Here is a 23,908-nt window from a genome sequence, read left to right as displayed (position 1 = left end):
TCAGTCGCTCAGGATAGACACATTGTCTGCCTGCAGGCCTTTGTCCGCTTCAACCACGTTAAACCGGACCAGCTGGCCCTGGCGCAGCACGCGACGGCCACGGCCACGAATGGCGCGGAAATGCACAAAAATCTCATCGCCGCTGTCACGTACGATAAAGCCGAAGCCCTTTTTGACGTTGAACCATTTGACGGTGCCTTCCTCGTTACCTTCGGGAGTGCTGTCGTCAAAATCGTCCTCTTCATCGTCGTATTGGTTGCTCGGCTGGGCAGCGCGAGCAGGCGCTTTGCGAGCGGTTGAGTTCTGTGTGGCAGGCTGCTTGCCGGCGACGGCAATTGCGAGAAACGCGGCTACGGCGAAGATCACAAAAGCAAACAGATAGGCTGCTACGCCTCCCTGGCTGCCCAGAGCTTCCAGGCCTTGGCCCAGTGCCAGGATTTTGAGAGGTTCTGGTGTGGTGGTAAGCAAAAGCCCGAGTACAAAAGGCGCCGGAATTGCGATCAGAACGGCAACAAGGATCGCTTTGGCTGGATTACGCATTGGTTCTTTATTCTCCATGGTTTAACACTGACGATAAAAAGCCGGACATCGGGTAAAATGGCATGCCTGGCCGGTAAAAGCCGGCATGATACCAGATTAAAGAAAGGGCTGACCAAATCTCATGAGCAAAACCTCCCTGGAAGATCGACTGGCAGAACTGGAAATGCGACTTGCGTTCCAGGATGAGCTGATCAACACATTGAGTGATCAGGTGGCCAAGCAGGAAATGGATATCCGGGAACTGTGGGACGCCAAGAAGCTTCTGCATAAGCAGTTAAAAGACATCTCGCCGTCGAACATCCGCCCGGAGGAAGAGGAAACGCCGCCACCACATTACTGATCAGGGGCCCGGCAAGGGCCCCTGGTTTGTTTTTTACCCAAGCAGCTCCACAAGAATCTGTTCGTAGATCTCTGACAGCGTGTCCAGATCTTCGGCTTTTACGCACTCATCCACCTTATGAATGGTGGCATTGATCGGGCCGAGTTCCAGTACCTGGGCCCCGGTGGGAGCAATAAAACGGCCGTCTGAAGTACCGCCGGAAGTAGACAGTTCGGTTTTGCGGCCGGTGACAGAGCGAATGGCGTTCTGGGCGGCAGACACCAGCGCGCCTTTATCGGTCAAAAATGGCCGGCCACTGAGGTGCCATTGCAGATCGTATTTCAGGTTGTGGCGGTCGAGGATGGCAACCACCCGTTCTTCCAGACTTTCCGCGGTGTTTTCGGTGCAGTAGCGGAAGTTGAAATGCACCAGGCATTCCCCGGGCACAATGTTGCTGCCCACGCCCGCTTCCATGCGGGTGATCTGGAACGTGGTGGGTGGGAAGAAGTCGTTGCCGTTGTCCCAGAATTCTTTGGCCAGCGCGTCCAGTGCGGGTGCAACGCTGTGTACGGCATTTTCCGCCATATGTGGATAAGCCACGTGGCCCTGAACACCGTGAACCGTCAAATAGCCGTGCAGTGAGCCGCGGCGGCCATTCTTGATTACGTCGCCCACCTCATGCGTGCTGGACGGTTCGCCGATCAGGCACCAGTCCATTTTTTCGTTCCGGGCCTCCAGGGTCTCTACCACTTTCACGGTGCCGTCCTGGGCAGGCCCTTCTTCGTCACTGGTGATCAGCAACGCCAGCGAGCCCCGGTGATTCGGATGATTAGCCACGAAACGTTCGCAGGCGGTGATGAACGCCGCCAGGCTTCCTTTCATGTCGGCCGCGCCGCGGCCGTATAGATAACCGTCTTTGATGACGGGGTCGAACGGTGCGTACGCCCAGCTTTTCTCGGGTCCGGTGGGCACCACATCGGTGTGGCCGGCAAAGGCCAGCACGGGGCCGCCATCGCCCTTGCGGGCCCAGAGGTTGTCGGTTTCGCCAAAGCGCAGGCTTTCCCCGCTGAAGCCCAATGGAGCGAGACGCGACATCATGAGTTCCTGGCAGCCCGCATCGTCCGGCGTCACAGACTGGCGGCGGATGAGGTCCATGGCGAGTTCCAGGGTGGGCGAGAGAGACATAGAGAAAAACCTGTTCGAATGGAATCGGAAATAAAACCACAAAACCCGCGATGCCGGCGGGTTTTGTGGCAGAGCGGCGGCCTTAGTTGTTGGCGTGCAGTTCTTCGTTCAGTTCGATCGCGGATTTGTTGGTTTTGCACTCCACGGCACCGGTCTGGCTGTTACGACGGAACAGAAGGTCGTTCTTGCTGGCCAGATCCCGCGCTTTTACAACTTCTACCAGTTGGTTGTGGTCGTCCAGCAGGGCCACCTTGGTGCCCGCCGTGATGTACAGGCCAGCCTCGACAGTGCAGCGGTCGCCAAGAGGGATACCAATACCGGCGTTGGCGCCCAGCAGGCAGTTTTCGCCCGCCGAGATAATGATGTTGCCGCCGCCGGAGAGGGTGCCCATGGTGGAGCAGCCGCCGCCGAGATCTGAACCTTTACCAATCATCACGCCGGCGGAAATGCGGCCTTCGATCATGCTGGTGCCCTCGGTGCCGGCATTGAAGTTGATAAAGCCTTCGTGCATAACGGTGGTGCCTTCGCCTACATACGCGCCCAGGCGCACACGAGCGGTGTCGGCAATGCGCACGCCTTTGGGCACAACGTAGTCGGTCATCTGCGGGAACTTGTCGACCGATTTTACTTCCAGGATGCGGCCTTCGATGCGCGCCTGCAGCTGCCGCTCGGGCAGTTCGTTCAGGTCGATGGCGCCTTCGTTGGTCCACGCCAGGTTCGGCAGCAGGCCAAAGATGCCGTCCAGTTTGAGGCTATGGGGCTTGGCCAGGCGATGGGAAATCAGGTGCAGCTTCAGGTACACCTCCGGCGTGCTGGAGGCGGTATCATCCGTTGCCAGTACGGTTACCACCACGGGGCGCTTGCTCTCGGCGGCCGTCTCGGCCAGTTTGGCCTGGTCTGTCCGGCCCAGCTGGCGCAGGGCGTTGGCGAACTGAACCAATTGCTCTGCCTGCACGCTGATGGCCTGGTTGCCGCCCTGGTAATCCAGCGCGGACTCAACCACGTCGATCAGGTCTCTGTCGGGTGTCATGATCGGCTGCTGGTAGTAAACCTCCAGCCATTCGCCCTGGTTGTTCTGGGTGCCGATTCCGATACCGAATGCAAAACTCATCGGGTGCTTGCTCCTGTTGTCATCAAATAGTCAGAAAGTGTTCAGCTCAGCCACGCAGCCCAGTCGTCTGCATTGAATCCCACGGTTACATCGTCACCACGCTCTACAACGGGACGTTTGATGATCGAAGGATTCTCGAGCATGATCTGGTGGGCAGATTGGGCGCTAATGGTATCACGAACCTCGTCCGGAAGTTTCCGCCAGGTGGTGCCGCGCTTGTTCAGCAGCGTTTCCCAGCCAACGGCCGTTTCCCAGTGGCTGAGTTGCTCCCTGGTGAGGCCGTCTTTCTTGAAGTCGTGAAACTGGTAGTCCACGCCTTGTTCATCCAGCCATTTCCGGGCTTTCTTGACGGTGTCGCAGTTGCGGATGCCGTATAGCTTCATTGCTCAAAACCTTTTACAAACTCAACAATACGTTTTGCGGCTTCCACGCATTCCTCCAGCGGAGCCACCAGCGCCATGCGTACGCGGTTTTCACCCGGGTTGCGGCCGTCAACCGTGCGGGATAAATAGCGGCCGGGCAACACGTGCACATTCTGCCGGGCAGACAATTCCCGGGCGAAGGTTTCGTCGTCTATGGGTGTTTCCGGCCAGAGGTAGAAGCCGGCATCGGGAAAGTCGACGTTCATGACCTCCCGGAGAATGGGGACAACGGCCTCGAACTTCGCCCGGTAGGCCGACCGGTTTTCCCGGACATGGTCCTCATCGTTCCAGGCCGCGATGCTGGCCAGTTGGTTGTGAACCGGCATGGCGCAGCCATGGTAGGTGCGGTACTTCAGGTAGCCGGCCAGAACATCGGCGTCACCGGCGACAAAGCCGGAGCGCAGGCCGGGCAGGTTGCTGCGCTTTGACAGGCTGTGGAACACAACGCAGCGACTGAAATCGTGACGGCCGATGGCGGCGCAGGTTTGCAGCAGCCCCTCCGGCGGGTTGTTTTCATCCGGGTAGAGCTCTGAATAGCACTCGTCCGAGGCGATCAGAAAGTCGTGCCGGTCGGCCAATTCAATCACTTTGATCAGGGTTTCCCGGGGGATCACAGCACCGCTGGGGTTTCCGGGAGAGCACAGGAACAGAATCTGGCAGTCTTGCCAGACCGATTCGGGGACGGCATCAAAATCCGGAATGAAACCGTTGCTGCCGTCGCAGGGCAGATAGACCGGCGTCGCCCCGGCCAGAAAAGCCGCCCCTTCGTAGATCTGGTAGAAAGGGTTGGGGCTGACCACGGTCGCCGGTCTGGTGGTGTCTATAACCGCCTGAACCAGCGCGAAGATGGCTTCTCGGGTGCCGTTGACCGGCACCACGTGTCGCTGCGGATCGAGCGAACCTGCTGTCAGGTTAAAGCGCTTCGTTGCCCAGGTTGAAATGGCCCCGCGAAGTTCGTCTGTGCCTTTGGTGGTGGGGTAGTTTGCCAGTTTTTCCAGGTTGTCAGCGATGACCTCTTTTACGAAGGCCGGCGACGGGTGTTTGGGTTCGCCAATCCCCAGGGAAATCGGCGCCAGGTGTTCGGGGCCTGAAATGCCGGCCTTTAATTTGGCCAGTTTCTCAAAGGGATAGGGGTGAAGTCTTTCCAGATTGGGGTTCATTGAATCTCGTCCAGCATTTTACAGAGGTCCTGTTGCAGGGCCTGGCACACGCCCGGGTCACGCAGGGGTTCGCCCTGTTCGTCGGTGATGAAGAACACGTCTTCAACCCGCTCTCCCAGAGTGGCAATCTTGGCGTTGGTCAGCCGCACACGGTGTTCCAGCAACACCTGGCCAAGCCGCGCCAGCAGACCGGGGCGGTCCGGCGTGATCAGTTCCATCACCGTGCGCTGATTGATGGTGTCGTTGGAGAAGGTCACCTCGGTCGGGAACGCAAAGTGTTTCAACTGCCTTGGCGTTCTGCGATGGATGATGTCCGGATAGTCTTCCGGGTCGTCCAGTTCTTCAATCAGTCGCTTGCGTACGCGCTCCTTCCGGGCCGGGTCGATACCCAGCGGCTGGCCCTTGTCATCCAGAACCACATAGGAGCTGATGGAATAGGGACCTTCGGTGGAATTGATGCGGGCATCCACAATGTTCAGGTTCAGCTGCTCCAGAACAGCGGTGGTGGCGGCAAACAGGGCGACACGATCTTTCATGTAGATGATGATCTGGGAATAGCCGTCAGTCGGGCCACCCCGGGTGTCCCGGATCAGCACCAGAGGATCCGGGTTGTCGCCGTGGCGAATGATGGCGGCTGTTTGCCAGGCGATATCGACAGTGGAATCCTGCAGGAAGTATTCGTCGTCCACGGTATTCCAGATCTGGTCGATCTGTTCATCGGTCATGTTCTGGGCGTGGAGGATTTCCCTGGCTTCCTCCTGGGTGGCCCGGATCCAGGACTGCCGGTCTACCGGATTGTCAGTGCCGCGGCGCAGCGCCCGTTTGGTTTCTATATAAAGCTGGCGCAACAACGACGCGCGCCAGGTGTTCCACAGTTTGGGATTGGTGGCACTGATATCGCAAACCGTGAGGATGTAGAGATAGTCCAGGTGGGCGAGGCTGGGTACCGCGCGGGCAAAGGCCTGAATGATGTCCGGGTCGGAAATATCCTTGCGCTGCGCGGTCATCGACATCAACAGGTGGTTTTCCACCAGCCAGGACACCAGTTGGGTGTCCCGTTCACTGAGATGGTGCCGCTCGCAAAAGGCTTCGGCATCAATGGCGCCAAGCTCGGAATGGTCGCCGCCCCGGCCTTTTGCCACGTCGTGGTAGAGGCCGGCAATAAACAAGGTTTCCAGTTTGGGTAGCCGGTGTATCAGGCGCGAGGCCAGGGGGTATTCGGTTCTGGCCTCGGTGCTGTTGAGCCTCACCATGTTGCGGATCACCCGCATGGTGTGGGCGTCTACCGTATAGATATGGAAAAGGTCGTGCTGCATCTGGCCAATGATCTGGCCGAACTCCGGCAGGTAGCGGCCCAGCACGTTGTACTTCTTCATGGCCGACAGGGTCTGGTCCAGGGCATGGGGCGTGCGTAGCAGCTCCATAAACAGCGTGGTGACGGCCAGGTCAGAGCGGAACGCGTCATCAATCAGATGCCTGTGGGCCCGGAGTGAACGAATCGTAGTGGCCCGGATGCCTTTGATCTCCGGGTGTTGCGCCATCAGCACGAAGATTTCCATGATCGCGTACGGGGCGTAGGCGAACACCTGATTGTTTACCGCTTCAATGTAAAGGTTGCGAACCTGGAAACGCTTATTCAAGGGGCGGATTTCATCTTCTCCGCCGCTGCCAATGATGGCCTCGTCATAATACTGCAGGATTACGTCCGCCAGCTCCGCCAGTGCAAGCACGGTGCGGTAGTACTGCTGCATCATCAGTTCCACACCCAGGCGTTTGCCTTCGTCCTGGTACCCGAGCATTTGCGCCAGCGCTCGCTGGTGGTCAAACAGCAGGCGATTTTCGTTGCGGTCGGCCAGTAATTGAAGACCAAAGCGGAGCTGCCAGAGGAAGGTCTCTCCCTGATACAGAATCTGATGCTCTTCTTCGGTCAGGATGCTGAAACGGGTGAGGTCGGCAATATTCTGCAGGCCAAAATGCCGTTTCGTGATCCAGCCAATGGTCTGGATGTCCCGGAGGGCGCCGGGTGACCCTTTGACGTTGGGCTCCAGATTGTACTCGGTGTCGCCGTATTTTCTGTGGCGTTGCTGCTGCTCTTCCCGTTTGGCGAGGAAGTAGTCGCGGTCTGAGCTGACGTCGTCTGAATACACCTGCTCACTGAGCTCGGCCCGTAAACCGTCCGGGCCGGCAATGGTTCGCGTCTCCAGCAGGTTGGTCAGAATGGTGATGTCTGTCCGGGCGGCCTGCACCGATTCTGACAGGCTGCGAACACTGTGGCCGATGTCGAGTTTCAGGTCCCAGAGCAGAGTGATGAACGCGCTCAGATCATCCTGCCAGCTCTCTTCTATCCCGACTCGGGTCAGAATCAGCAGGTCAATGTCGGAATGGGGGTGCAGCTCCCCGCGGCCGTAGCCGCCCACCGCCACCAGGGCAATGTCAGAGGAGCGGGAAAATGGATAGCGATTCCAGATCAGCCGCAACACCTTGTCGACGGTGTTGGCTCTGGCATGAACCAGAGCCCGGACATCGGCCCCCTGGCGAAAGGCCTCTGCGTCGGCGTTGTAGCTGCCCCGCAGCACTTCGCGCGCTGCGAATACCGGTGAGGTATCGTTAGTGATGCGGGATTCCAGCTCGCTACGATCCACTTAGAAGGACTCTTCCGATCGGCGGGTCAGCACTTCACAGCCATCGGCGGTTACCAGCAGTGTGTGTTCCCACTGGGCCGAGAGTTTGTGGTCTTTGGTGACCACAGTCCAGCCGTCTGCCATCAGCTTGGTCTGGTATTTACCCTGGTTGATCATGGGTTCGATGGTAAAGGTCATACCCTCTTTGAGTTCCATGCCGGTGTCGGGCTTGCCGTAATGCATCACCTGGGGCTCCTCATGGAACACTTTGCCAATGCCGTGGCCGCAGTAGTCGCGCACGACTGAATAACGATGCTTTTCGGCGTGCTGCTGAATGACGTGGCCGATATCACCCAGGCGGGTTCCCGGTTTGACCAGCTCAATGCCTTTATAGAGACATTCCTGGGTGATCTGGATCAGGCGCTCGCTGCCAGGCTTGGGTTTACCCACGATCCACATCTTACTGGTGTCACCGTGATAGCTGTCTTTTATGACAGTCACATCGATGTTGATGATGTCGCCGTCTTTCAGCACCTTTTTCTCCGACGGGATGCCGTGGCAGATCACGTGGTTGACGGAGGTGCAGATCGACTTGGGGAAACCTTTGTAATTCAGTGGGGCAGGGACAGCCTGCTGCGTATTCACGATGTAATCGTGGGCAATGCGGTCGAGTTCTTCGGTGGTGATGCCGGGTTTGACGTGTTCGTCGAGCATTTCCAGAACATCGGCAGCCAGTCGACCGGCCACGCGCATCTTTTCAATCTCTTCGGGGGTCTTGATAGTTACCTGCATCACGCTTCCTGTTGATTTGTGTCAAACCCGCATTTTAAGGGGCGGCGACATAAGGTACAAGGCACCGGCGGGCTATGCTGGCGATAGTGCGGCGCTAAAAGTAATGGCGTTACGGCCGGCAGTTATGGTATAAACGCGCCCGCCGGAAACGAATCCGGCAAATTCACACACGTGTCGGCACGTTGTCCCAGGGTGCCTTTGCTGCTGTTGAAGCAGTTCAGGTTGGGTCAATCGGACGCGTGGAGGACTAACCCGAAGCTAAAAGGTAACTATCATGGCTCAGGTAAATATGCGTGACCTGCTCAAGGCAGGTGCTCACTTCGGTCACCAGACTCGCTACTGGAACCCGAAAATGTCGAAGTTCATCTTCGGCGCCCGTAACAAGATTCATATCATCAACCTGGAGCAGACTGTTCCGGCCATGAATGAAGCGCTTAACTTCATTCAGTCACTGGCTGAGAACAAGAACAAGATCCTGTTTGTTGGTACCAAGCGTGCGGCTTCCAAGATTGTGAAAGAAGAAGCTCGTCGTTCCGGTCAGCCGTACGTTAACCACCGCTGGTTGGGTGGTATGCTGACCAACTACAAGACCATCCGTCAGTCTATCCGTCGCTACCGTGACCTGGAAACCCAGAGCCAGGACGGTACTTTCGACAAGCTGACCAAGAAAGAAGCCCTTGAGCGTACCCGTGAAATGGACAAGCTTGAGCGTTCCATTGGTGGTATCAAAGATATGGGCGGCCTGCCCGACGCACTGTTCGTGATCGACGTAGACCACGAGCGTATCGCCATCAAGGAAGCCAACAAGCTGGGCATTCCGGTTATTGGTGTTGTTGATACCAACAGTGATCCCGACGGCGTTGACTACGTGATTCCGGGTAACGATGACGCTATCCGCGCTATCCAGATCTACGTGAAAGCGGTAGCCGACACCTGCATGGAGGCGTCGCAGTCTTCAGGCGCCGGCGCTGACGAGTTTGTTGAAGTCAGCGAAGATGCCGCAGGCGCCGCTCCGGCCGCTGAGTAACATCCCGGCCTGGCGTTTGAGTTGTAAGATGTGCCCGCCCGTTTATGCGGGCATATCTCCCCACCGAATTCGGAATAGACAAGAGGATTGAACATGGCTGCAATTACCGCCGCAATGGTCAAAGAACTGCGTGAGCGTACCGGCCTTGGCATGATGGAGTGCAAAAAAGCACTGGTTGAAGCTGGCGGCAGCGTTGACGCTGCGATTGAAGAGCTGCGTAAGTCATCCGGTCTGAAAGCCGCCAAGAAAGCCGGCCGCACCGCCGCTGAGGGCGTGTCACTGATCAAGGTGTCTGACGACAATACCGTGGCGTTCATTCTGGAAGTGAACTCCGAAACCGACTTTGTCGCCCGTGACGACAACTTCATGGCGTTCGCTGACGATGTCCTGAACGTTGCCTTCGAGAAAGGCGAAACAGACGTTGCCAAGCTGATGGAAGGCGATCTGGAATCCAAGCGTGAAGCGCTGGTTCAGAAGATCGGCGAGAACATCACTGTGCGTCGTGTTGTGAAAGTGGAAGGCCCGGTTGTGGGTGGTTACGTTCACAGCAACAGCAAGATCGCTTCTGTTGTTGCCCTGAGTGCTGGTGATGCAGAGCTGGCCCGCGATATCGCCATGCACGTTGCTGCGGTTAACCCGCGCGTCGGCAAGCCCGAAGATATGCCGGCTGAAGAGCTGGAAAAAGAGGAAGCCATCATCAAGGCCCAGCCCGATATGGAAGGCAAGCCTGCTGAAATCGTTGAAAAGATGATGGGTGGCCGCATCAAAAAATTCCTGGCTGAGAACAGCCTGGTTGAACAGCCGTTCGTCAAGAACCCGGACCAGAAAGTGGGTGATCTGATCAAGGCCGCCGGTGGCGAGCTGGTCGACTTCGTCCGCCTGGAAGTGGGTGAAGGCATCGAGAAAGAAGAAGTGGATTTTGCCGCAGAAGTAGCTGCTGCTGCCGGCACAGGCAAGGCCTGATTCCGCTTTAAGGCACTGATGCACTATGCACAGTGCCACCTGAGTCTGCCACGTCAGTCGGGTTCGCCCGGCTTTCGTGGCGGGCTTGTATCTGAGATACCCCTTTTCTGAGGAGTATGTCAGATACAAGCCTGCAGCGGGTTTGACGCCGGATAGCCAACAGACGAGAAGGGGATCATCATGCCGACAACTTCGAAGAACCAGCCCAGATACAAGCGTGTTCTGCTCAAGCTCAGTGGCGAAGCCCTGATGGGAGACCACGGTTTCGGTATTGATCCCAAAGTCCTTGATCGCATGGCCCTGGAAATCGGTGCGCTGATTGGTATTGGTGTCCAGGTGGCCCTGGTGATCGGTGGGGGTAACTTGTTCCGTGGGGCAGCCTTGAACGCAGCCGGCCTCGATCGTGTGACGGGAGACCACATGGGGATGCTGGCCACGGTTATGAACGGGCTGGCCATGCGCGATGCGCTGGAGCGCTCGAATATCCGGACGCGCGTGATGTCCGCCATTCCCATGAGTGGTATTGTTGAACATTACGATCGTCGTCGTGCCGTGCGGGACTTGAAAGAAGGTGACGTGGTGATTTTCAGTGCGGGAACCGGTAACCCGTTCTTTACCACAGATTCCGCGGCCTGTTTGCGTGGCATCGAAATCGAAGCCGATGCGGTGCTCAAGGCAACGAAGGTGGATGGTGTTTATTCCGCTGATCCGCACCTCGATCCCGCTGCAGAAAAATACGATCACCTGACTTATGATGAGGTTCTGGACAAAAAGCTGGGCGTGATGGATCTGACGGCGATCTGCCTGGCGCGGGATCACGGTATGCCGCTTCGCGTCTTTGACATGAATCGTCCCGGCGTTTTGACCCGCATTGTAACCGGCGAACGGGATGGCACACTTATCGAGTGAGCCCGGGCGCGGCGCTAAGGGTGCCGGTGCCTGATTAGAATCAGACAAACGAATTGAGGAAGCTTACGTGATTAACGATATTAAAGCTGACGCCGAGAAGAAGATGAAAAAGAGCCTGGAGGCTCTGCATTCGGCTTTTAACAAAATCCGCACCGGCCGGGCGCATCCGTCCATTCTCGATAGCGTGATGGTGAACTACTACGGCCAGGAGACACCGTTGAAGCAGGTGGCCAGTGTGAACGTGGAAGATAACCGCACACTGACAGTGTCGCCCTGGGAAAAGAACCTGGTGCCCACCATTGAAAAGGCCATCATGACGTCTGACCTGGGCCTGAATCCCGCCACCAGTGGCGACATCATCCGGGTGCCTATGCCGATGCTGACCGAAGAGACCCGTAAAGACATGGTCAAGCAGGCCAAGGCAGATGCAGAGCATGGGCGTGTGTCTATCCGTAATGCGCGTCGTGACGCAAACTCCATGATCAAAGAGCTGGTCAAGGACAAGGAAATCAGCGAAGACGATCAGCATCAGGGTGAGGATGAGATTCAGAAGCTCACCGACAAATACGTTGCTGAAGTTGAAAAGATGCTGAAGTCGAAAGAAGAGGACCTGATGGCGGTTTGATCGCCCGGGTTCGTTGAAGCGAAAAACCAGCAGCGGGAATGTCCCGCTGCACAGAGGATTTCATGACGGCAAAGGTAACCGCAGAAATTCCGGTGGCAGCAGACAACTGCCCCCGACACGTGGCGATCATCATGGATGGCAACAATCGGTGGGCGAAGGCGCACCGGCTGAAGGGAGTGGCTGGCCACAAGGCAGGGGTAGACGCGGTTAAGGCGGTGGTGGAAACCTGCGCCAGGCAGGGGGTTGAAGTCCTCACGTTGTTTGCCTTTTCCAGCGAAAACTGGCGCCGTCCCAAGGATGAGGTCTCGGCTCTGATGCGGCTGTTCCTGATTGCATTGGAGAGAGAGGTGCGCAAGCTGCACCGCAACAACATCCGCCTGCGTGTCATCGGAGACCGCTCGGCCTTCAGCCAGGTTCTCAGAGACCATATGGACAAGGCTGAAGCCCTGACCCGCGACAATACCGGCATGACACTGGTGATCGCAGCCAACTACGGTGGCCACTGGGATATCACCCAGGCGACCCGCCAGGTAGCTGAGCTGGTTCGCAGTGGGCAGCTTGAGCCTTCTGATATAACCGATGACCTGATTCAGGAGCGTTTGAGCATCGGTGACCTGCCCATGCCGGATCTGCTCATCCGGACTGCGGGCGAGCAGCGCATCAGCAATTTCCTGCTCTGGCATCTGGCCTATACAGAGTTCTATTTTTCTGACGTTTTCTGGCCCGATTTCAAGCGCGAACAAATGCTCCAGGCGCTTGACGCCTACGCCCATCGTCAGCGCCGTTTCGGTCAGACCGACGACCAGATTGCCGCTCGCGCTGCACAACAATAACGACCAAGCGACCGATACTGTGCTTAAAACCCGAATTATTACCGCGCTCATATTGGCACCGATTGCAATCGGTGGTATTTTTTTTCTCCAGCCCCTCGGCTTCGCTCTTTTTACCGGTGCCATCATTACGCTGGGCGCCTGGGAGTGGGCGAATATGTCGGGGATCGACAGTCAGCCCGGTCGCGTGGGCTATGCTGTTGTGCTGGCGGCCCTGCTGTTCATTGTCAATCAGATCCCGGCCATGATGGTGCTGTGGCTGGCCATAGCCTGGTGGCTTGTCTGTTTCTGGCTGGTGCGGCAATATCCGGTTGGTTCCGGGCGTTGGGGAGCGACACCGGTCAGGGCGCTGATGGGTTGGATGGTTCTGGTTCCGGCTTGGGTAGGGTTGAATCATCTCCGGAATGGCGACTTTCAATTCGGTGACGTATCCAACAGCCTGATGGCCATTCTCTATATTTTTCTGGTGGTCTGGGTGGCAGACATCGGTGCCTATTTTGCTGGCCGGGCCTTTGGTAAAGCCAAGCTTGCGCCGCGTGTGAGCCCTGGTAAGTCCTGGGCCGGCGTGTGGGGCGGTCTGGCTGCCGTTGCCCTGCTGGCCGTGGTTGCCAGCGTGCTGGCGGACGCCGACATGGCAAACGCCGTGCTTCTGACAGTGGCCACGCTGGTGACCGGGTTTGTTTCGGTACTTGGTGATCTGCTTGAGAGTATGCTGAAGCGATTCAGGGGTATCAAAGACAGTAGCCAGTTGTTACCCGGCCATGGTGGTATCATGGATCGCATTGATAGCCTGACGGCCGCCATCCCTGTATTTGCTTTGATCATTACCTTGCTGGGGTGGCTGACCGCTGGTCAGGGTTTGGCATGATAAAGCGCTCTCTCACCATACTTGGCGCGACCGGCTCCATCGGTCTCAGCACGCTTGATGTTATCCGCCGGCACCCTGACCGTTTCTCATTGTTTGCGCTGACCGCCGGAACCCGGGCAGAAGAAATGGCGACACTGTGCCGCGAATTCCGGCCGGCTGTGGCCGTGATGGCGGATGCCGCCGCGGCAGCGCGCCTGCAAGAGCTATTGAAAGAAGTGCCGGAGACCCGTGTACTCAGCGGTGAGGCCGGCCTGTGCGAGGTGGCGTCGTCGGCCGGATCAGATACGGTAATGGCGGCGATTGTGGGTGCGGCCGGCCTGGCCCCGACTCTGGCCGCAGTCCGGGCAGGCAAGCGGGTGCTTCTGGCGAACAAAGAAGCACTGGTGATGTCTGGCCAGTTGTTTATGGACGCGGTGGATCGCTGTGGTGCGGAACTCTTGCCGATCGATTCCGAGCACAATGCTATTTTTCAGTGTATGCCCCCGGATCAGGTTCGTGATCCCCGTGCTGCGGGCATCACCCGGATCTTATTGACAGCCTCTGGTGGGCCGTTCCGGGAGTACGCCGCCGAAGATTTGCGGGCGGTAACTCCGGCTCAGGCCTGCGCCCATCCCAACTGGTCCATGGGGCAGAAAATTTCGGTGGACTCTGCAACCCTGATGAACAAGGGGCTGGAGCTAATCGAGGCCTGCTGGTTATTCAATACCACTCCCGAGCATATTCAGGTGCACGTGCATCCTGAGAGCATTATCCACTCGATGGTCGAGTACGCCGATGGTTCGGTGCTGGCGCAGTTGGGCAGCCCGGATATGCGCACGCCGATTGCTAACGGTCTGGCCTGGCCCGAGCGTATCGAGGCGGGCGTCGCGGCGCTGGATCTGTTCGCCATTGGTCGGTTCCACTTCGAACGGCCCGATGTGCAGCGCTTCCCCTGTCTCCGCCTGGCTGCCGAGGCCTTCGCGGCAGGCGGTACGGCGCCGGCTGTGCTGAATGCGGCCAATGAGATTGCCGTCGCCGCATTTCTTGACGGGCAGCTGTGCTTTACCGATATCCCCGTTATCATAGAGCGAACCCTGGCAGCCACTGAGGTGGTGTCGGCGGGCAGTTTTGAGGTTATTTTCGCCAAAGACAGCGAAGCTCGCCGCCGGGCGGGGGAACAGATAAGCCTGCTGGCTGTCTGATTCTCCCGGGCCTGACAGACTGCCCATTCAGCCACAAACCGGAACGTCTATGCAGATTATTCAAACCGTACTGGCACTGGCGCTAACGCTTGGAATTCTGGTCACGCTTCACGAATACGGACACTTCTGGGTGGCGCGTCGGTTCGGTGTCAAAGTGCTCCGCTTTTCTGTGGGGTTTGGCAAGCCTCTATTTTCCTGGTACGACCGGCACGGCACCGAGTTTGCGGTGGCGGCCATCCCCCTGGGCGGTTACGTCAAAATGCTGGATGAGCGCGAAGGGCCTGTGCCCGAAGCACTGCGCGATCAGGCGTTTACGGCGAAGCCACCGTCACAGCGTATTGCCATTGCGGCCGCAGGCCCGGCTGCTAACTTCCTGTTTGCGATTCTGGCCTACTGGGTACTGAGTGTAGTGGGTGTTACCACGGTCGCGCCGGTGATTGGCGAGGTTGCCGAGGAAAGTGTCGCTGAGCGGGTGGGGCTGGCACCCGGTATGGAAATCCATGAGGTTGATGGGCATCGGGTGAACTCCTGGCGGGATGTGAATATGCGCCTGCTGGAGCGTGCGGGTGAGTTCGGCCAGGTGTCACTGCAGATATCCCGGGACGGTTCCCGCGGCACGGTATCCGGCACGCTGGATGGCTGGCGGCTGAGTGACGATACGCCAAACCCTCTGGCGGAATTCGGGCTGTCGCCATGGCGGCCCGATATTCCGGCGGTGCTGGGGGAAATTGCTGCCGATGGTCGGGCCCGTGCTGCAGGGTTGCAGAGTGGTGATCGCGTTCTGGCCGTTGACGGGGAACCGGTTTCAGACTGGTTTGCTCTGGTAGAGCATATCCGTAATGCTCCGGAACAGACTCTGGAGCTGACCGTAGAACGCGACGGCACCGAGATGAACCTGGCGGTAACGCCGGCCTCAAGAACGGCCGATGATGGCCATGTGATCGGTTTCGTCGGCGCCGGGGTGACCGCCGTATCCTGGCCGGAAGGTGTGCTGAGAGAGGTGCGCTATGGCCCTCTTGCGGCCATTCCGAATGCGGTCAGCGAAACCTGGGCCGATACCCGCCTGACCCTGGTGGCGATCAAGAAGATGGTAACGGGCCTGTTGTCGCCAACCAACCTGAGTGGCCCGATAACCATTGCCCGGGTTGCAGAGGCCAGCGTGAGCTCGGGCTTCGAGGACTTTGTGCGTTTCCTGGCGTATCTCAGTGTCAGTCTTGGCGTGCTTAATCTGTTGCCGGTTCCCGTTCTGGACGGTGGTCATATTGTTTATTACACCATCGAGGCGATTCGCCGGAAACCGCTTTCCGAGCAGGCTCAGGCCTTCGGATTACGAATTGGTATGGCTTTGATCCTGACTTTAATGGTGTTTGCTCTTTACAACGACCTGATGCGGTTGTGAGAATTGCGAGCTCCTTACCGCACATTAACCAGGCGAAATAACTGAATGAGACGTTCCCTCCTAGCTGTAGCCGTTGGCCTCGCAATTACCGCAACCGGTATGAAGCCAGCGCTGGCGGATGAATTCACGGTTGCGGACATAGAGGTAGAAGGCCTTCAGAGGGTTTCAGCTGGTTCTGTTTTTTCTTCGTTTCCGATCAATATCGGCGAACGAATGGATGAGACCCGGCTGGCCGGTGCTATCAAAAACCTTTTTCGGACCGGTTTGTTCACCGACATCCAGGCGAGCCGCGACGACGGTGTGCTGATTCTTTCGGTGCGGGAGCGTCCATCCATCTCGTCCATCGAGATCGAGGGCAACAAGAACATTGAAACCGGTATGCTGATGGAGGCGCTGGCTGGCGCCGGACTGGAGGAGGGCCAGGTGTTCCGGCGCGCCACGCTGGAAAAGCTGGAGCTTGAGATACTCCGCTCCTACATTGCCCAGGGCCGCTACAATGCGCGGGTCAAAGCCACCGCTGAAGAGCTGCCGAGAAACCGGGTGGCTATTCGTCTGGATATCAACGAGGGCACGGTTGCCGCAATCCAGCACATCAATATCGTGGGCAACGAGGATTACACCGACGACGAACTGATTGATCTGTTCGAGTTGCGCACCAGCAGCTGGTGGAACTCCCTCACCAACAAAGACAAGTATGCGCGGGAACGTCTGAGTGGTGACCTGGAGTCACTGCGCTCGTTCTATCTGGACCGTGGCTATCTGGATTTCAGCGTTGAATCCAGCCAGGTGTCGATCTCCCCGGATAAACAGGATGTCTTCATTGCCATCGCGCTGAATGAAGGCCCCCAGTACACCATCTCGGATATCCGGTTGCGGGGCGAATTGATTGTCGGAGAGGAAGAGCTGCGCAAGTTCATTCCGGTTGAAGAAGGCGATGTGTTCTCCCGTGCCCAGATGACGGCAATCTCCGAGGCGCTGTCGTTCCGTCTGGGCCGCGAGGGTTACGCGTTCGCCAACGTCAATGCCGTGCCTGAACCCGGTAAAGACAATACCGCGGCGGTCACGTTCTTTGTCGAACCTGGCAAGCGGGCCTATGTCCGCAGGGTCAGTTTTTCCGGCAACGTATCGACCAAGGACGAAGTGCTTCGTCAGGAAATGACCCAGATGGAAGGTGGCGTTGCTTCGTCTGACCGCATCGAATTCTCGAAAACCCGTCTCGAGCGCCTGGGTTTCTTCCAGACGGTCGACGTGGAAACGGTTCCCGTGCCGGGCACGGATGACCTGGTGGATGTTAACTACAGTGTCCAGGAACAACCCACGGGCAGCTTGTCGGCATCCGTAGGTTTCTCGCAGAACTCCGGCGTGATTCTCGGGGCGTCTGTTTCCGAAAATAATTTCTTTGGCACCGGCAAACGCGTGTCCTTTGGTGTGAATGTCAGTGATTCGGTAAAAAGCGCCAATGTCTCCTACCTGGACCCTTATTTCACCGTGGACGGCGTAAGCCGCGGCTTCAGCCTGTTTGCCCGGGAGACCGATTATGAGGAAGAGGACATCTCCTCCTATCTGCTCGACGAGTACGGTGGCCGGGTCACGTTCGGTTACCCGACGGACTCCATCACCCGGCTGAATTTTGGTGCCGGCGTAACCCAGTCGAACATCAAGCCGGGTGTGTTTTCCTCTCAGGAAGTACGTGACTTTGTTGCCGACGAGGGGGATTCGTTCACCAATTACTTCCTGTTTGCCAGTTGGCGCCGCAGCACTCTGAACCGCGGTATACTGCCAACCAATGGTTACAGCCATTCCTTGTCGCTGGATGTGGCCGTGCCGGGCAGTGACCTGACGTTCTACAAGGCTACCCATAAAACCGATTTTTACTTTCCGCTCACGGATTCGTCCAGATGGGTCTTCCGGGCGCGCTCTGAAATCGGCTACGGCGATGGCTATGGGGATCGCAGCCAGATGCCGTTCTTCGAGCATTTCTATTCCGGCGGGTATGGTTCGGTTCGGGGGTATGAAGCAAACTCGCTTGGTAACAAGGCTCAGTTGGCCGAGGGTGATTTTTCCGATCCGGACCCGTTCGGGGGCAACGTGCTGACCGAGGGTGGTCTGGAGCTGATTTTCCCAACGCCGTTTGCGGGTGATACCCGGTCGATGCGTACCTCGTTTTTTGTCGATGCCGGCCAGGTGTTCGATACCGAGCGTGGCTTTGATCCCGAATTGGATGAGGTGCGGACGTCGGCCGGTATCAGTTTTCAGTGGATAACCGCCGTTGGCCCACTGGCATTCAGTCTGGCGAAGCCGCTCAACGACCAATCCGGTGATGATACCCAGGTCTTCCAGTTCTCACTGGGCCAGACGTTCTAACCGGATAAAAAAAGAAAGAATGAAACAAAGGAGACGATGAATGACACGTATGAAGACCTTGATCGCAGCGGTTTTGATGGCTGTCTCAGTGCAGGCGGCGGCAGAAACCCGGATTGGTGTGGTGGATCTGCGGCAGGCCGTGTTTTCTTCCAATGATGCCCAGGCTTTCAGTGAAAAGCTTCAGCAGGACTTCGCAGGAGATGAAGTCAAGGTTCGCGAAGCGCAGGACGCCGCGCGCAAGCTCGCAGAGCGCCTTGAAAAAGACGGCGCCATGATGAACGAAGCCGAGCGGAAGCAGTTGACTGCCGAATTCCAGAAAAAAGTGCAGGAGTTCAACTTCCTCAAGGAACGCCTCAACTCCACGGTCAATCAGCGCAAGCAGGAGTTTCTGGAAGGCGCACGCCCAGAGGTGGACGTTGCTGTTAAAGAGCTTCTGGAGGAGCACAGCCTGGACCTGATTCTTCCCAGCGAAGCGGTGGTTTACGTAAAGCCCGAGATGAACCTGACCGAAGCACTGCTGAAAAAACTGAACCGTTGATATAAAAGGGGGCTCCCCCGGCCCCTGTGTTAGGAGACAGAAATGACACAGACGTCCTTTCGGCTGCAGGAAATTGCAGACGCGCTGGGAGCCGACTTGAGGGGAGACCCCGATACCCGGATTACCGGCCTGGCAACGCTCCAGGCGGCCGGGCCCGGGCAGATCAGCTTTCTCGCAAATCCGGCTTACGCAAAATACCTCGGTGACACGGCTGCCTCAGCGGTGATCGTGTCCGACGCTGCAGCCGGGGACGTTCCGACCAATGTCCTGTTACTGGACAATCCCTATCTCGGCTATGCTCACCTCAGTCACTGGTTTGATCCGGCCCCCAGAGCTGCTCAGGGCATTCATCCAAGTGCGGTTGTTGATGAAACCGCCAGCATCCCGTCATCCGCCTCCATTGGCCCCCATGCCGTTATTGAAGCCGGCGTTTGTATTGGTGAACGGGTAGTCATTGGCGCCGGCGGGTTTGTGGGGGCACGTGCTCATATCGGTGACGACTGTGTTCTGCGCCCCCGGGTAACGCTGGCACACGATGTGGTGGTGGGAAAGCGCTGCCATATTCTCAGTGGCGCGGTGATTGGCTCTGATGGCTTCGGGTTTGCCAATGAGAAGGGCGTTTGGCACCGCATTGCGCAACTGGGCGCCGTGGTGCTGGGGGACGATGTGGAAGTGGGTGCGAACACCACGATTGACCGCGGTGCGCTGGACGACACGGTCATCGGTAACGGCGTCAAGCTCGATAACCTTATTCAGATAGCCCATAACGTTCACATAGGCGACCACAGCGCCATGGCCGCAAAAGTCGGTATCGCCGGCAGTACCCGCATCGGGAACCATTGCGTGTTCGGAGGGGCCTCCGGGGTTGCCGGTCATCTTGAGATTGCCAGCCAGGTGCATCTCACAGGCATGACGCTGGTGACGGGAGATATTCGTGAACCGGGCGTGTACTCCTCCGGAACCAGTGCCGATACCAACCGGCAGTGGCGTAAAAATGCGGTCCGTTTCCGTCAGTTGGACGCCCTGGCGCGACGGGTCAGGGAACTGGAAAAGAAATTAGAGGGCTGAGGCCGATCAAGATGATGCATATCGATGAAATTCTGGAGTACCTTCCACACCGTTATCCGTTTTTACTGGTGGACCGGGTAACCGAGGTCGACAAGGGAAAGTCGATCAAAGGGTACAAGAATATTTCGTTTAACGAGCCCTTTTTTGCCGGCCATTTTCCGGATAATCCGATTATGCCCGGTGTTTTGATTATCGAAGCCATGGCCCAGCTCTCCGGAATTCTCGGTTTTGTGACCGTGGAACGGAAACCGGCTGACGGCGTGGTACAATATCTGGCTGGTTCCAGCAAAGCGCGGTTTAAGCGCCCGGTGTTACCCGGAGATCGTTTAGATATGGAGTCCGAGTTTATTTCGGGTAAGCGTGGGATCTGGAAGTTTGATTGCCGTGCTCTCGTTGATGGCGAGGTGGTTTGCGTGGCAGAAATACTCACCGCTGAGAGAGAAGTTTGATGGCGACAAATGACTGGTCGGGTGTCCATCCTCAAGCGATTGTGGACCCGTCAGCCAAACTGGCGGACAACGTAACGGTAGGCCCCTGGAGCTATATTGGCCCAGGCGTGGAGATTGGGGAAGGCACCGAGATACTCTCTCACGTGGTGGTCAAGGGGCCAACCGTTATTGGCCGCAATAACCGGATTTTCCAGTTCTCCAGCATTGGCGAAGAATGCCAGGATAAAAAGTACGCGGGTGAGCCGACCACACTGGTAATTGGTGATGACAATGTCATTCGTGAAAACTGCACCATCCATCGCGGCACCATCCAGGATCGTGGCGAGACACGCATTGGCAGTGGCAATCTGTTGATGGCTTACGTCCACGTCGCCCACGATTGCATCGTTGGTAATCACACCATTTTGGCGAATTGCGCGACTCTGGCAGGGCACGTCTCGGTGGGCGACCACGCCATTCTTGGCGGCGGTACCATGGTTCATCAGTTCTGTCATATCGGGCCCCATAGCATGGCCGCAGGCGGCAGTATCGTGCTCAAGGACATTCCAGCCTACGTTATGGCCAGCGGGCAGTCTGCGCAGCCTCACGGCATGAACGTGGAGGGGCTGAAGCGCCGTGGTTTTGAGAAGGCGACACTGCTGGCGCTTCGCAGAGCCTACAAAGTGGTTTATCGCCAGGGCCTGACTACGGAGCAGGCCGTGGAGGAGTTGGAGCACAGTTTTGCCGATGTACCAGAGATCCTTCCGCTGATCGACTCGCTCAAGGGAGCGGATCGCGGCATTATTCGTTAAGCCAGCCGGAGATCGCTGGTGACACATCCACAGGCCGGTTCGGCCTCCTTATCGGTAAAAACCATTGCCATCGTGGCGGGTGAGGCCTCCGGGGACATACTCGGTGCGGGTCTTATCCGGGCATTGCGCAGGCGGTATCCCGGCGCGCGCTTTGTGGGTATCGGCGGCGACGAGATGATTGCGGAAGGGTTTCATTCTCTGGTGCCCATGGAACGACTGTCGGTGATGGGGCTGGTGGAAGTGCTCGGCCGCCTTCGCGAGTTGTTCAGCATCCGGGCCCGCCTGCTGGACTATCTGTTTACGACGCCTCCCGATGTGGTCATCGGCATTGATTCGCCGGACTTCACGCTGGCCATTGAGCGGCGCTGCCGGGAGGCGGGCATACCTGCCGTTCATTACGTCAGCCCCTCGGTCTGGGCGTGGCGGCAAAAGCGTATTTTCAAGATTGCCAAGTCGATTGATCTGATGCTGACGCTGTTTCCCTTTGAGGCGCGGTTTTACGAGGAACACCAGGTGCCTGTGTCGTTTGTCGGGCATCCCCTGGCAGATCGCATTGCTCTTGAGACCGATACCGCAGGGGCCAGGCAAGGTCTCGGGCTGGCACTCGACAAACCGGTGCTGGCGATTCTGCCGGGCAGCCGGGGTGGTGAGGTTGAAAGACTGGGCACGCTCTTTCTCGAGACGGCCCGATGGTTGCAGGTGCGCCGGCCGGACCTGCAACTGGTTATTCCCTGTGTTAACCGTGATCGTGAGCGACAGGTGCGAGCGTTGGTCGAGTCGCTGGAAGTCAGTTTGCCGGTGACGCTGGTTCGGGGGCGTTCACGGGAGGTCATGGCCGCCAGTGATGTGGTATTGCTGGCGTCCGGCACGGCCACGCTTGAGGCTATGTTGCTGAAGAAACCGATGGTGGTGGGTTACCGCCTGAGTAATCTCAGCTATAAGGTGTTATCGCGGTTGGTGAAAGTGCCGTGGGTGGCGTTGCCCAATCTCCTTGCCCGAGAGTCGCTGGTCCCCGAGTTGTTACAGGATGATGCCACACCCGAGAAGCTGGGGGCCGCGGTATTGGAGAGGCTTGAAAATCATCAGGAGCGTGCCAGGTTGCACGAAGCCTTTACCGTGTTGCACCAGACGCTTCGCCAGGGAGCGGATGAGCGCGCTGCAGACGCTGTCAGCCGCCTGCTGGGTGCGCAACTCTGATGGCTGCCAGGGCTCCTTTGCCGCCGTTTGAGTGCGCGTATCGCGGTCGATTGCTGGCTGGTGTCGATGAGGTGGGGCGTGGCCCCCTGATTGGTGCGGTTGTCACTGCCGCCGTAATTCTGGATCCGGACCGCCCTATCCCGGGCCTGGCGGATTCGAAAAAACTGACCGAGAAAAAACGCCTGCAACTGTATGAGGATATCGTGGCGTCTTCAGCGGCCTGGAGTCTTGGCCGCTGTGAAGCTCATGAGATTGATGAACTGAATATCTATCAGGCGACCATGCTTGCCATGCAGCGGGCTGTTGAGGGCTTGTCGATGGCTCCCGAGTATGTCCTGGTGGACGGTAACCGGTGCCCGGATTGGCAGTGGCCGTCCGAGCCGGTAGTCAAGGGGGATGGCAGGGTAGAGGCAATCAGCGCCGCCTCTATTCTGGCCAAGGTTACCCGGGACCGGGAAATGGCCGAACTGGATCTTCGATATCCGGGATACGGGTTGGCCCGGCACAAGGGGTATCCCACGCCAGTGCATCTGGAAGCACTCAATCGTCTGGGGGTTACGCCGGAGCATCGCCGGTCTTTCCGGCCGGTTCGGCAAGCGCTCGAGCACGCGGGCGTTTATCTGGGCTCCGAGCCGGAAACGGCGGAGCCGGGCTATCCGGTGGATTTATTTGAAAACATGGATTGACAGTGGCAGGAGGCGGCGGTAATATACGCGCCACGTTGACAGGGGTAACCCGGTTAACAACCAGTTTGATGCGGGGTGGAGCAGTCTGGTAGCTCGTCGGGCTCATAACCCGAAGGTCGTTGGTTCGAATCCAGCCCCCGCTACCAATTTAAAAGCCAGCTTATGCTGGCTTTTTTATTATCTGCGTATTCTTTATGTTGTTTTTTCTAAAGGGCAGGTCGGCGTCAGCTGGTCTGCCTTTTGTATTTTGCCCGCCTGTGTTTAATTCTTCCTCCCGGGTTTTCCGGACTTCGGGTTGCCCCGTAATGACAGAAAAATGACAGTTTTTTATCTTCAAAAATGACGGTTTTCTCATCATCATCAGCGTCGATTTTATAGAATTTCACAAACTCGACGGAAAATAGATGGTGGAAGACCATGAAACGCGTCATTTATATGTCAAAGGCATGGATTGCCGCGTTGCTGTTAGGGATGGTGCTTGCGGGCTGCGGAGGCGGTGGCTCCGGTGGCGGAGCTGAGAATAATCAGCAGGAAAGCGCAGAGTCATCAACCGGGGGTAGCGATCAAGCGGTTGGTGAGCGGGCAGCGGTATTGAGCTGGTCCGCACCGATGACACGGGTAAATGGTGAGTCGATCGCCATGGGCGAATTGGACCGATACGTCATCCGTTACGGCCAGGATACCGATGACCTGAGCCGGGAAATCACTGTGGACGGCGCGAGCGGACAGCCCGAGATGTCGTATGTTGTCGGTAGTCTTGAGCCCGGAACCTGGTACTTCACCATTCAGGTGCAGGATACGGCGGGTTTGTTGAGTGAGCCGTCTGAGCCTGTCAGTAAAACCATCCGGTCCTGAGCGCTGGG

The 23,908-nt window shown here is 57.6% G+C and carries 24 protein-coding genes and 1 tRNA gene; 18 read left to right on the top strand and 7 right to left on the bottom strand.

Features of this window, described 5'->3' with window-relative positions; genetic code table 11:
• Complete coding sequence (locus ACP2AU_RS12350) at positions 1–540, bottom strand: cold-shock protein (RefSeq protein ID WP_426376506.1); 540 nt, start codon at positions 538–540, stop codon at positions 1–3.
• Positions 541–661: 121 nt separating this feature from the next.
• Here ACP2AU_RS12350 and ACP2AU_RS12345 point away from each other — a divergent pair, with 121 nt between their 5' ends.
• Complete coding sequence (locus ACP2AU_RS12345) at positions 662–880, top strand: SlyX family protein (RefSeq protein ID WP_426376505.1); 219 nt, start codon at positions 662–664, stop codon at positions 878–880.
• A 33-nt stretch (positions 881–913) separates the two neighbouring features.
• Here ACP2AU_RS12345 and dapE read toward each other — a convergent pair whose 3' ends face one another.
• The 6 genes from dapE to map all read right to left on the bottom strand — a co-directional run bounded on the left by dapE (position 914) and on the right by map (position 8,150).
• Positions 914–2,044 carry a succinyl-diaminopimelate desuccinylase gene (gene dapE, locus ACP2AU_RS12340; protein ID WP_426376504.1) on the bottom strand — a complete coding sequence of 377 codons (1,131 nt, stop codon included), beginning with the start codon at positions 2,042–2,044 and terminating at the stop codon, positions 914–916.
• 82 nt (positions 2,045–2,126) lie between these two features.
• Positions 2,127–3,155 (bottom strand): 2,3,4,5-tetrahydropyridine-2,6-dicarboxylate N-succinyltransferase, encoded by a 1,029-nt coding sequence (dapD, locus tag ACP2AU_RS12335; RefSeq protein WP_426376503.1) that lies wholly within the window; start codon positions 3,153–3,155, stop codon positions 2,127–2,129.
• A 41-nt stretch (positions 3,156–3,196) separates the two neighbouring features.
• Positions 3,197–3,538: an ArsC family reductase gene (locus tag ACP2AU_RS12330; protein ID WP_426376502.1), complete on the bottom strand. Its 342-nt coding sequence runs from the start codon at positions 3,536–3,538 to the stop codon at positions 3,197–3,199.
• Positions 3,535–4,737 carry a succinyldiaminopimelate transaminase gene (gene dapC, locus ACP2AU_RS12325; RefSeq protein ID WP_426376501.1) on the bottom strand — a complete coding sequence of 401 codons (1,203 nt, stop codon included), beginning with the start codon at positions 4,735–4,737 and terminating at the stop codon, positions 3,535–3,537. The genes ACP2AU_RS12330 and dapC overlap by 4 nt, the downstream gene beginning before the upstream one ends.
• The gene (locus ACP2AU_RS12320) at positions 4,734–7,379 is read right to left on the bottom strand and encodes a [protein-PII] uridylyltransferase (RefSeq protein WP_426376500.1); all 2,646 of its coding nucleotides are present in this window, start codon (positions 7,377–7,379) and stop codon (positions 4,734–4,736) included. Before ACP2AU_RS12320 ends, dapC begins: the two co-directional genes overlap by 4 nt.
• Positions 7,380–8,150: a type I methionyl aminopeptidase gene (gene map, locus ACP2AU_RS12315; RefSeq protein ID WP_426376499.1), complete on the bottom strand. Its 771-nt coding sequence runs from the start codon at positions 8,148–8,150 to the stop codon at positions 7,380–7,382. It lies immediately after the preceding gene.
• A gap of 274 nt (positions 8,151–8,424) precedes the next feature.
• On the opposite strand from map, the gene rpsB reads away from it, so the two are divergent.
• The 17 genes from rpsB (at position 8,425) to ACP2AU_RS12230 (ending at position 23,900) form a co-directional block, all read left to right on the top strand.
• Entirely contained in the window at positions 8,425–9,177 is a 753-nt protein-coding gene (rpsB, locus tag ACP2AU_RS12310; protein WP_426376498.1) for a 30S ribosomal protein S2, read from the top strand.
• A gap of 93 nt (positions 9,178–9,270) precedes the next feature.
• Positions 9,271–10,140 carry a translation elongation factor Ts gene (gene tsf, locus ACP2AU_RS12305; protein ID WP_426376497.1) on the top strand — a complete coding sequence of 290 codons (870 nt, stop codon included), beginning with the start codon at positions 9,271–9,273 and terminating at the stop codon, positions 10,138–10,140.
• A gap of 180 nt (positions 10,141–10,320) precedes the next feature.
• Positions 10,321–11,049, top strand: a complete 729-nt coding sequence (pyrH, locus tag ACP2AU_RS12300; protein WP_426376496.1) for a UMP kinase — start codon at positions 10,321–10,323, stop codon at positions 11,047–11,049.
• 67 nt (positions 11,050–11,116) lie between these two features.
• Positions 11,117–11,674, top strand: a complete 558-nt coding sequence (gene frr, locus ACP2AU_RS12295) for a ribosome recycling factor (protein WP_426376495.1) — start codon at positions 11,117–11,119, stop codon at positions 11,672–11,674.
• 62 nt (positions 11,675–11,736) lie between these two features.
• Complete coding sequence (locus ACP2AU_RS12290) at positions 11,737–12,507, top strand: isoprenyl transferase (RefSeq protein ID WP_426376494.1); 771 nt, start codon at positions 11,737–11,739, stop codon at positions 12,505–12,507.
• Between the two features lie 19 nt (positions 12,508–12,526).
• The gene (locus tag ACP2AU_RS12285; RefSeq protein ID WP_426376493.1) at positions 12,527–13,372 is read left to right on the top strand and encodes a phosphatidate cytidylyltransferase; all 846 of its coding nucleotides are present in this window, start codon (positions 12,527–12,529) and stop codon (positions 13,370–13,372) included.
• A complete protein-coding gene (gene ispC / locus ACP2AU_RS12280) occupies positions 13,369–14,553 on the top strand; it encodes a 1-deoxy-D-xylulose-5-phosphate reductoisomerase (RefSeq protein ID WP_426376492.1) in 1,185 nt (394 codons plus the stop codon). Before ACP2AU_RS12285 ends, ispC begins: the two co-directional genes overlap by 4 nt.
• A gap of 49 nt (positions 14,554–14,602) precedes the next feature.
• Positions 14,603–15,952: an RIP metalloprotease RseP gene (gene rseP / locus ACP2AU_RS12275; protein ID WP_426376491.1), complete on the top strand. Its 1,350-nt coding sequence runs from the start codon at positions 14,603–14,605 to the stop codon at positions 15,950–15,952.
• 45 nt (positions 15,953–15,997) lie between these two features.
• Entirely contained in the window at positions 15,998–18,316 is a 2,319-nt protein-coding gene (gene bamA / locus ACP2AU_RS12270) for an outer membrane protein assembly factor BamA (RefSeq protein ID WP_426376490.1), read from the top strand.
• A 40-nt stretch (positions 18,317–18,356) separates the two neighbouring features.
• Positions 18,357–18,854 carry an OmpH family outer membrane protein gene (locus tag ACP2AU_RS12265; RefSeq protein ID WP_426376489.1) on the top strand — a complete coding sequence of 166 codons (498 nt, stop codon included), beginning with the start codon at positions 18,357–18,359 and terminating at the stop codon, positions 18,852–18,854.
• Positions 18,855–18,896: 42 nt separating this feature from the next.
• Complete coding sequence (gene lpxD, locus ACP2AU_RS12260) at positions 18,897–19,922, top strand: UDP-3-O-(3-hydroxymyristoyl)glucosamine N-acyltransferase (RefSeq protein WP_426376488.1); 1,026 nt, start codon at positions 18,897–18,899, stop codon at positions 19,920–19,922.
• An 11-nt stretch (positions 19,923–19,933) separates the two neighbouring features.
• The gene (gene fabZ, locus ACP2AU_RS12255; RefSeq protein ID WP_426376487.1) at positions 19,934–20,371 is read left to right on the top strand and encodes a 3-hydroxyacyl-ACP dehydratase FabZ; all 438 of its coding nucleotides are present in this window, start codon (positions 19,934–19,936) and stop codon (positions 20,369–20,371) included.
• Positions 20,371–21,162 (top strand): acyl-ACP--UDP-N-acetylglucosamine O-acyltransferase, encoded by a 792-nt coding sequence (gene lpxA, locus ACP2AU_RS12250; RefSeq protein WP_426376486.1) that lies wholly within the window; start codon positions 20,371–20,373, stop codon positions 21,160–21,162. Before fabZ ends, lpxA begins: the two co-directional genes overlap by 1 nt.
• Before the next feature lie 18 nt (positions 21,163–21,180).
• Positions 21,181–22,359 carry a lipid-A-disaccharide synthase gene (gene lpxB / locus ACP2AU_RS12245; protein WP_426376485.1) on the top strand — a complete coding sequence of 393 codons (1,179 nt, stop codon included), beginning with the start codon at positions 21,181–21,183 and terminating at the stop codon, positions 22,357–22,359.
• Positions 22,359–23,045 carry a ribonuclease HII gene (gene rnhB, locus ACP2AU_RS12240; protein ID WP_426376484.1) on the top strand — a complete coding sequence of 229 codons (687 nt, stop codon included), beginning with the start codon at positions 22,359–22,361 and terminating at the stop codon, positions 23,043–23,045. The genes lpxB and rnhB overlap by 1 nt, the downstream gene beginning before the upstream one ends.
• A gap of 69 nt (positions 23,046–23,114) precedes the next feature.
• Positions 23,115–23,191: transfer RNA gene (locus ACP2AU_RS12235), tRNA-Met, on the top strand.
• A 271-nt stretch (positions 23,192–23,462) separates the two neighbouring features.
• Positions 23,463–23,900 (top strand): fibronectin type III domain-containing protein, encoded by a 438-nt coding sequence (locus ACP2AU_RS12230; protein WP_426376483.1) that lies wholly within the window; start codon positions 23,463–23,465, stop codon positions 23,898–23,900.
• Positions 23,901–23,908: the final 8 nt, after the last annotated feature.

It is taken from the genome of Marinobacter sp. VGCF2001 (assembly GCF_049943275.1).
Lineage (GTDB): Bacteria > Pseudomonadota > Gammaproteobacteria > Pseudomonadales > Oleiphilaceae > Marinobacter.
The sequence above is the reverse complement of the archived record's forward strand: the minus strand, read 5'-3'. Positions and strand labels throughout refer to the sequence as shown.

What these genes read in the sequence shown, in the direction of transcription:
- ACP2AU_RS12350 (WP_426376506.1), bottom strand. Translation starts at nt 540, where the DNA reads ATGCGTAATCCAGCCAAAGCGATCCTTGTTGCCGTTCTGATCGCAATT.
- ACP2AU_RS12345 (WP_426376505.1), top strand. Translation starts at nt 662, where the DNA reads ATGAGCAAAACCTCCCTGGAAGATCGACTGGCAGAACTGGAAATGCGA.
- dapE (WP_426376504.1), bottom strand. Translation starts at nt 2,044, where the DNA reads ATGTCTCTCTCGCCCACCCTGGAACTCGCCATGGACCTCATCCGCCGC.
- dapD (WP_426376503.1), bottom strand. Translation starts at nt 3,155, where the DNA reads ATGAGTTTTGCATTCGGTATCGGAATCGGCACCCAGAACAACCAGGGC.
- ACP2AU_RS12330 (WP_426376502.1), bottom strand. Translation starts at nt 3,538, where the DNA reads ATGAAGCTATACGGCATCCGCAACTGCGACACCGTCAAGAAAGCCCGG.
- dapC (WP_426376501.1), bottom strand. Translation starts at nt 4,737, where the DNA reads ATGAACCCCAATCTGGAAAGACTTCACCCCTATCCCTTTGAGAAACTG.
- map (WP_426376499.1), bottom strand. Translation starts at nt 8,150, where the DNA reads ATGCAGGTAACTATCAAGACCCCCGAAGAGATTGAAAAGATGCGCGTG.
- rpsB (WP_426376498.1), top strand. Translation starts at nt 8,425, where the DNA reads ATGGCTCAGGTAAATATGCGTGACCTGCTCAAGGCAGGTGCTCACTTC.
- tsf (WP_426376497.1), top strand. Translation starts at nt 9,271, where the DNA reads ATGGCTGCAATTACCGCCGCAATGGTCAAAGAACTGCGTGAGCGTACC.
- pyrH (WP_426376496.1), top strand. Translation starts at nt 10,321, where the DNA reads ATGCCGACAACTTCGAAGAACCAGCCCAGATACAAGCGTGTTCTGCTC.
- ACP2AU_RS12290 (WP_426376494.1), top strand. Translation starts at nt 11,737, where the DNA reads ATGACGGCAAAGGTAACCGCAGAAATTCCGGTGGCAGCAGACAACTGC.
- ispC (WP_426376492.1), top strand. Translation starts at nt 13,369, where the DNA reads ATGATAAAGCGCTCTCTCACCATACTTGGCGCGACCGGCTCCATCGGT.
- rseP (WP_426376491.1), top strand. Translation starts at nt 14,603, where the DNA reads ATGCAGATTATTCAAACCGTACTGGCACTGGCGCTAACGCTTGGAATT.
- bamA (WP_426376490.1), top strand. Translation starts at nt 15,998, where the DNA reads ATGAGACGTTCCCTCCTAGCTGTAGCCGTTGGCCTCGCAATTACCGCA.
- ACP2AU_RS12265 (WP_426376489.1), top strand. Translation starts at nt 18,357, where the DNA reads ATGACACGTATGAAGACCTTGATCGCAGCGGTTTTGATGGCTGTCTCA.
- lpxD (WP_426376488.1), top strand. Translation starts at nt 18,897, where the DNA reads ATGACACAGACGTCCTTTCGGCTGCAGGAAATTGCAGACGCGCTGGGA.
- fabZ (WP_426376487.1), top strand. Translation starts at nt 19,934, where the DNA reads ATGATGCATATCGATGAAATTCTGGAGTACCTTCCACACCGTTATCCG.
- lpxA (WP_426376486.1), top strand. Translation starts at nt 20,371, where the DNA reads ATGGCGACAAATGACTGGTCGGGTGTCCATCCTCAAGCGATTGTGGAC.
- rnhB (WP_426376484.1), top strand. Translation starts at nt 22,359, where the DNA reads ATGGCTGCCAGGGCTCCTTTGCCGCCGTTTGAGTGCGCGTATCGCGGT.
- ACP2AU_RS12230 (WP_426376483.1), top strand. Translation starts at nt 23,463, where the DNA reads ATGAAACGCGTCATTTATATGTCAAAGGCATGGATTGCCGCGTTGCTG.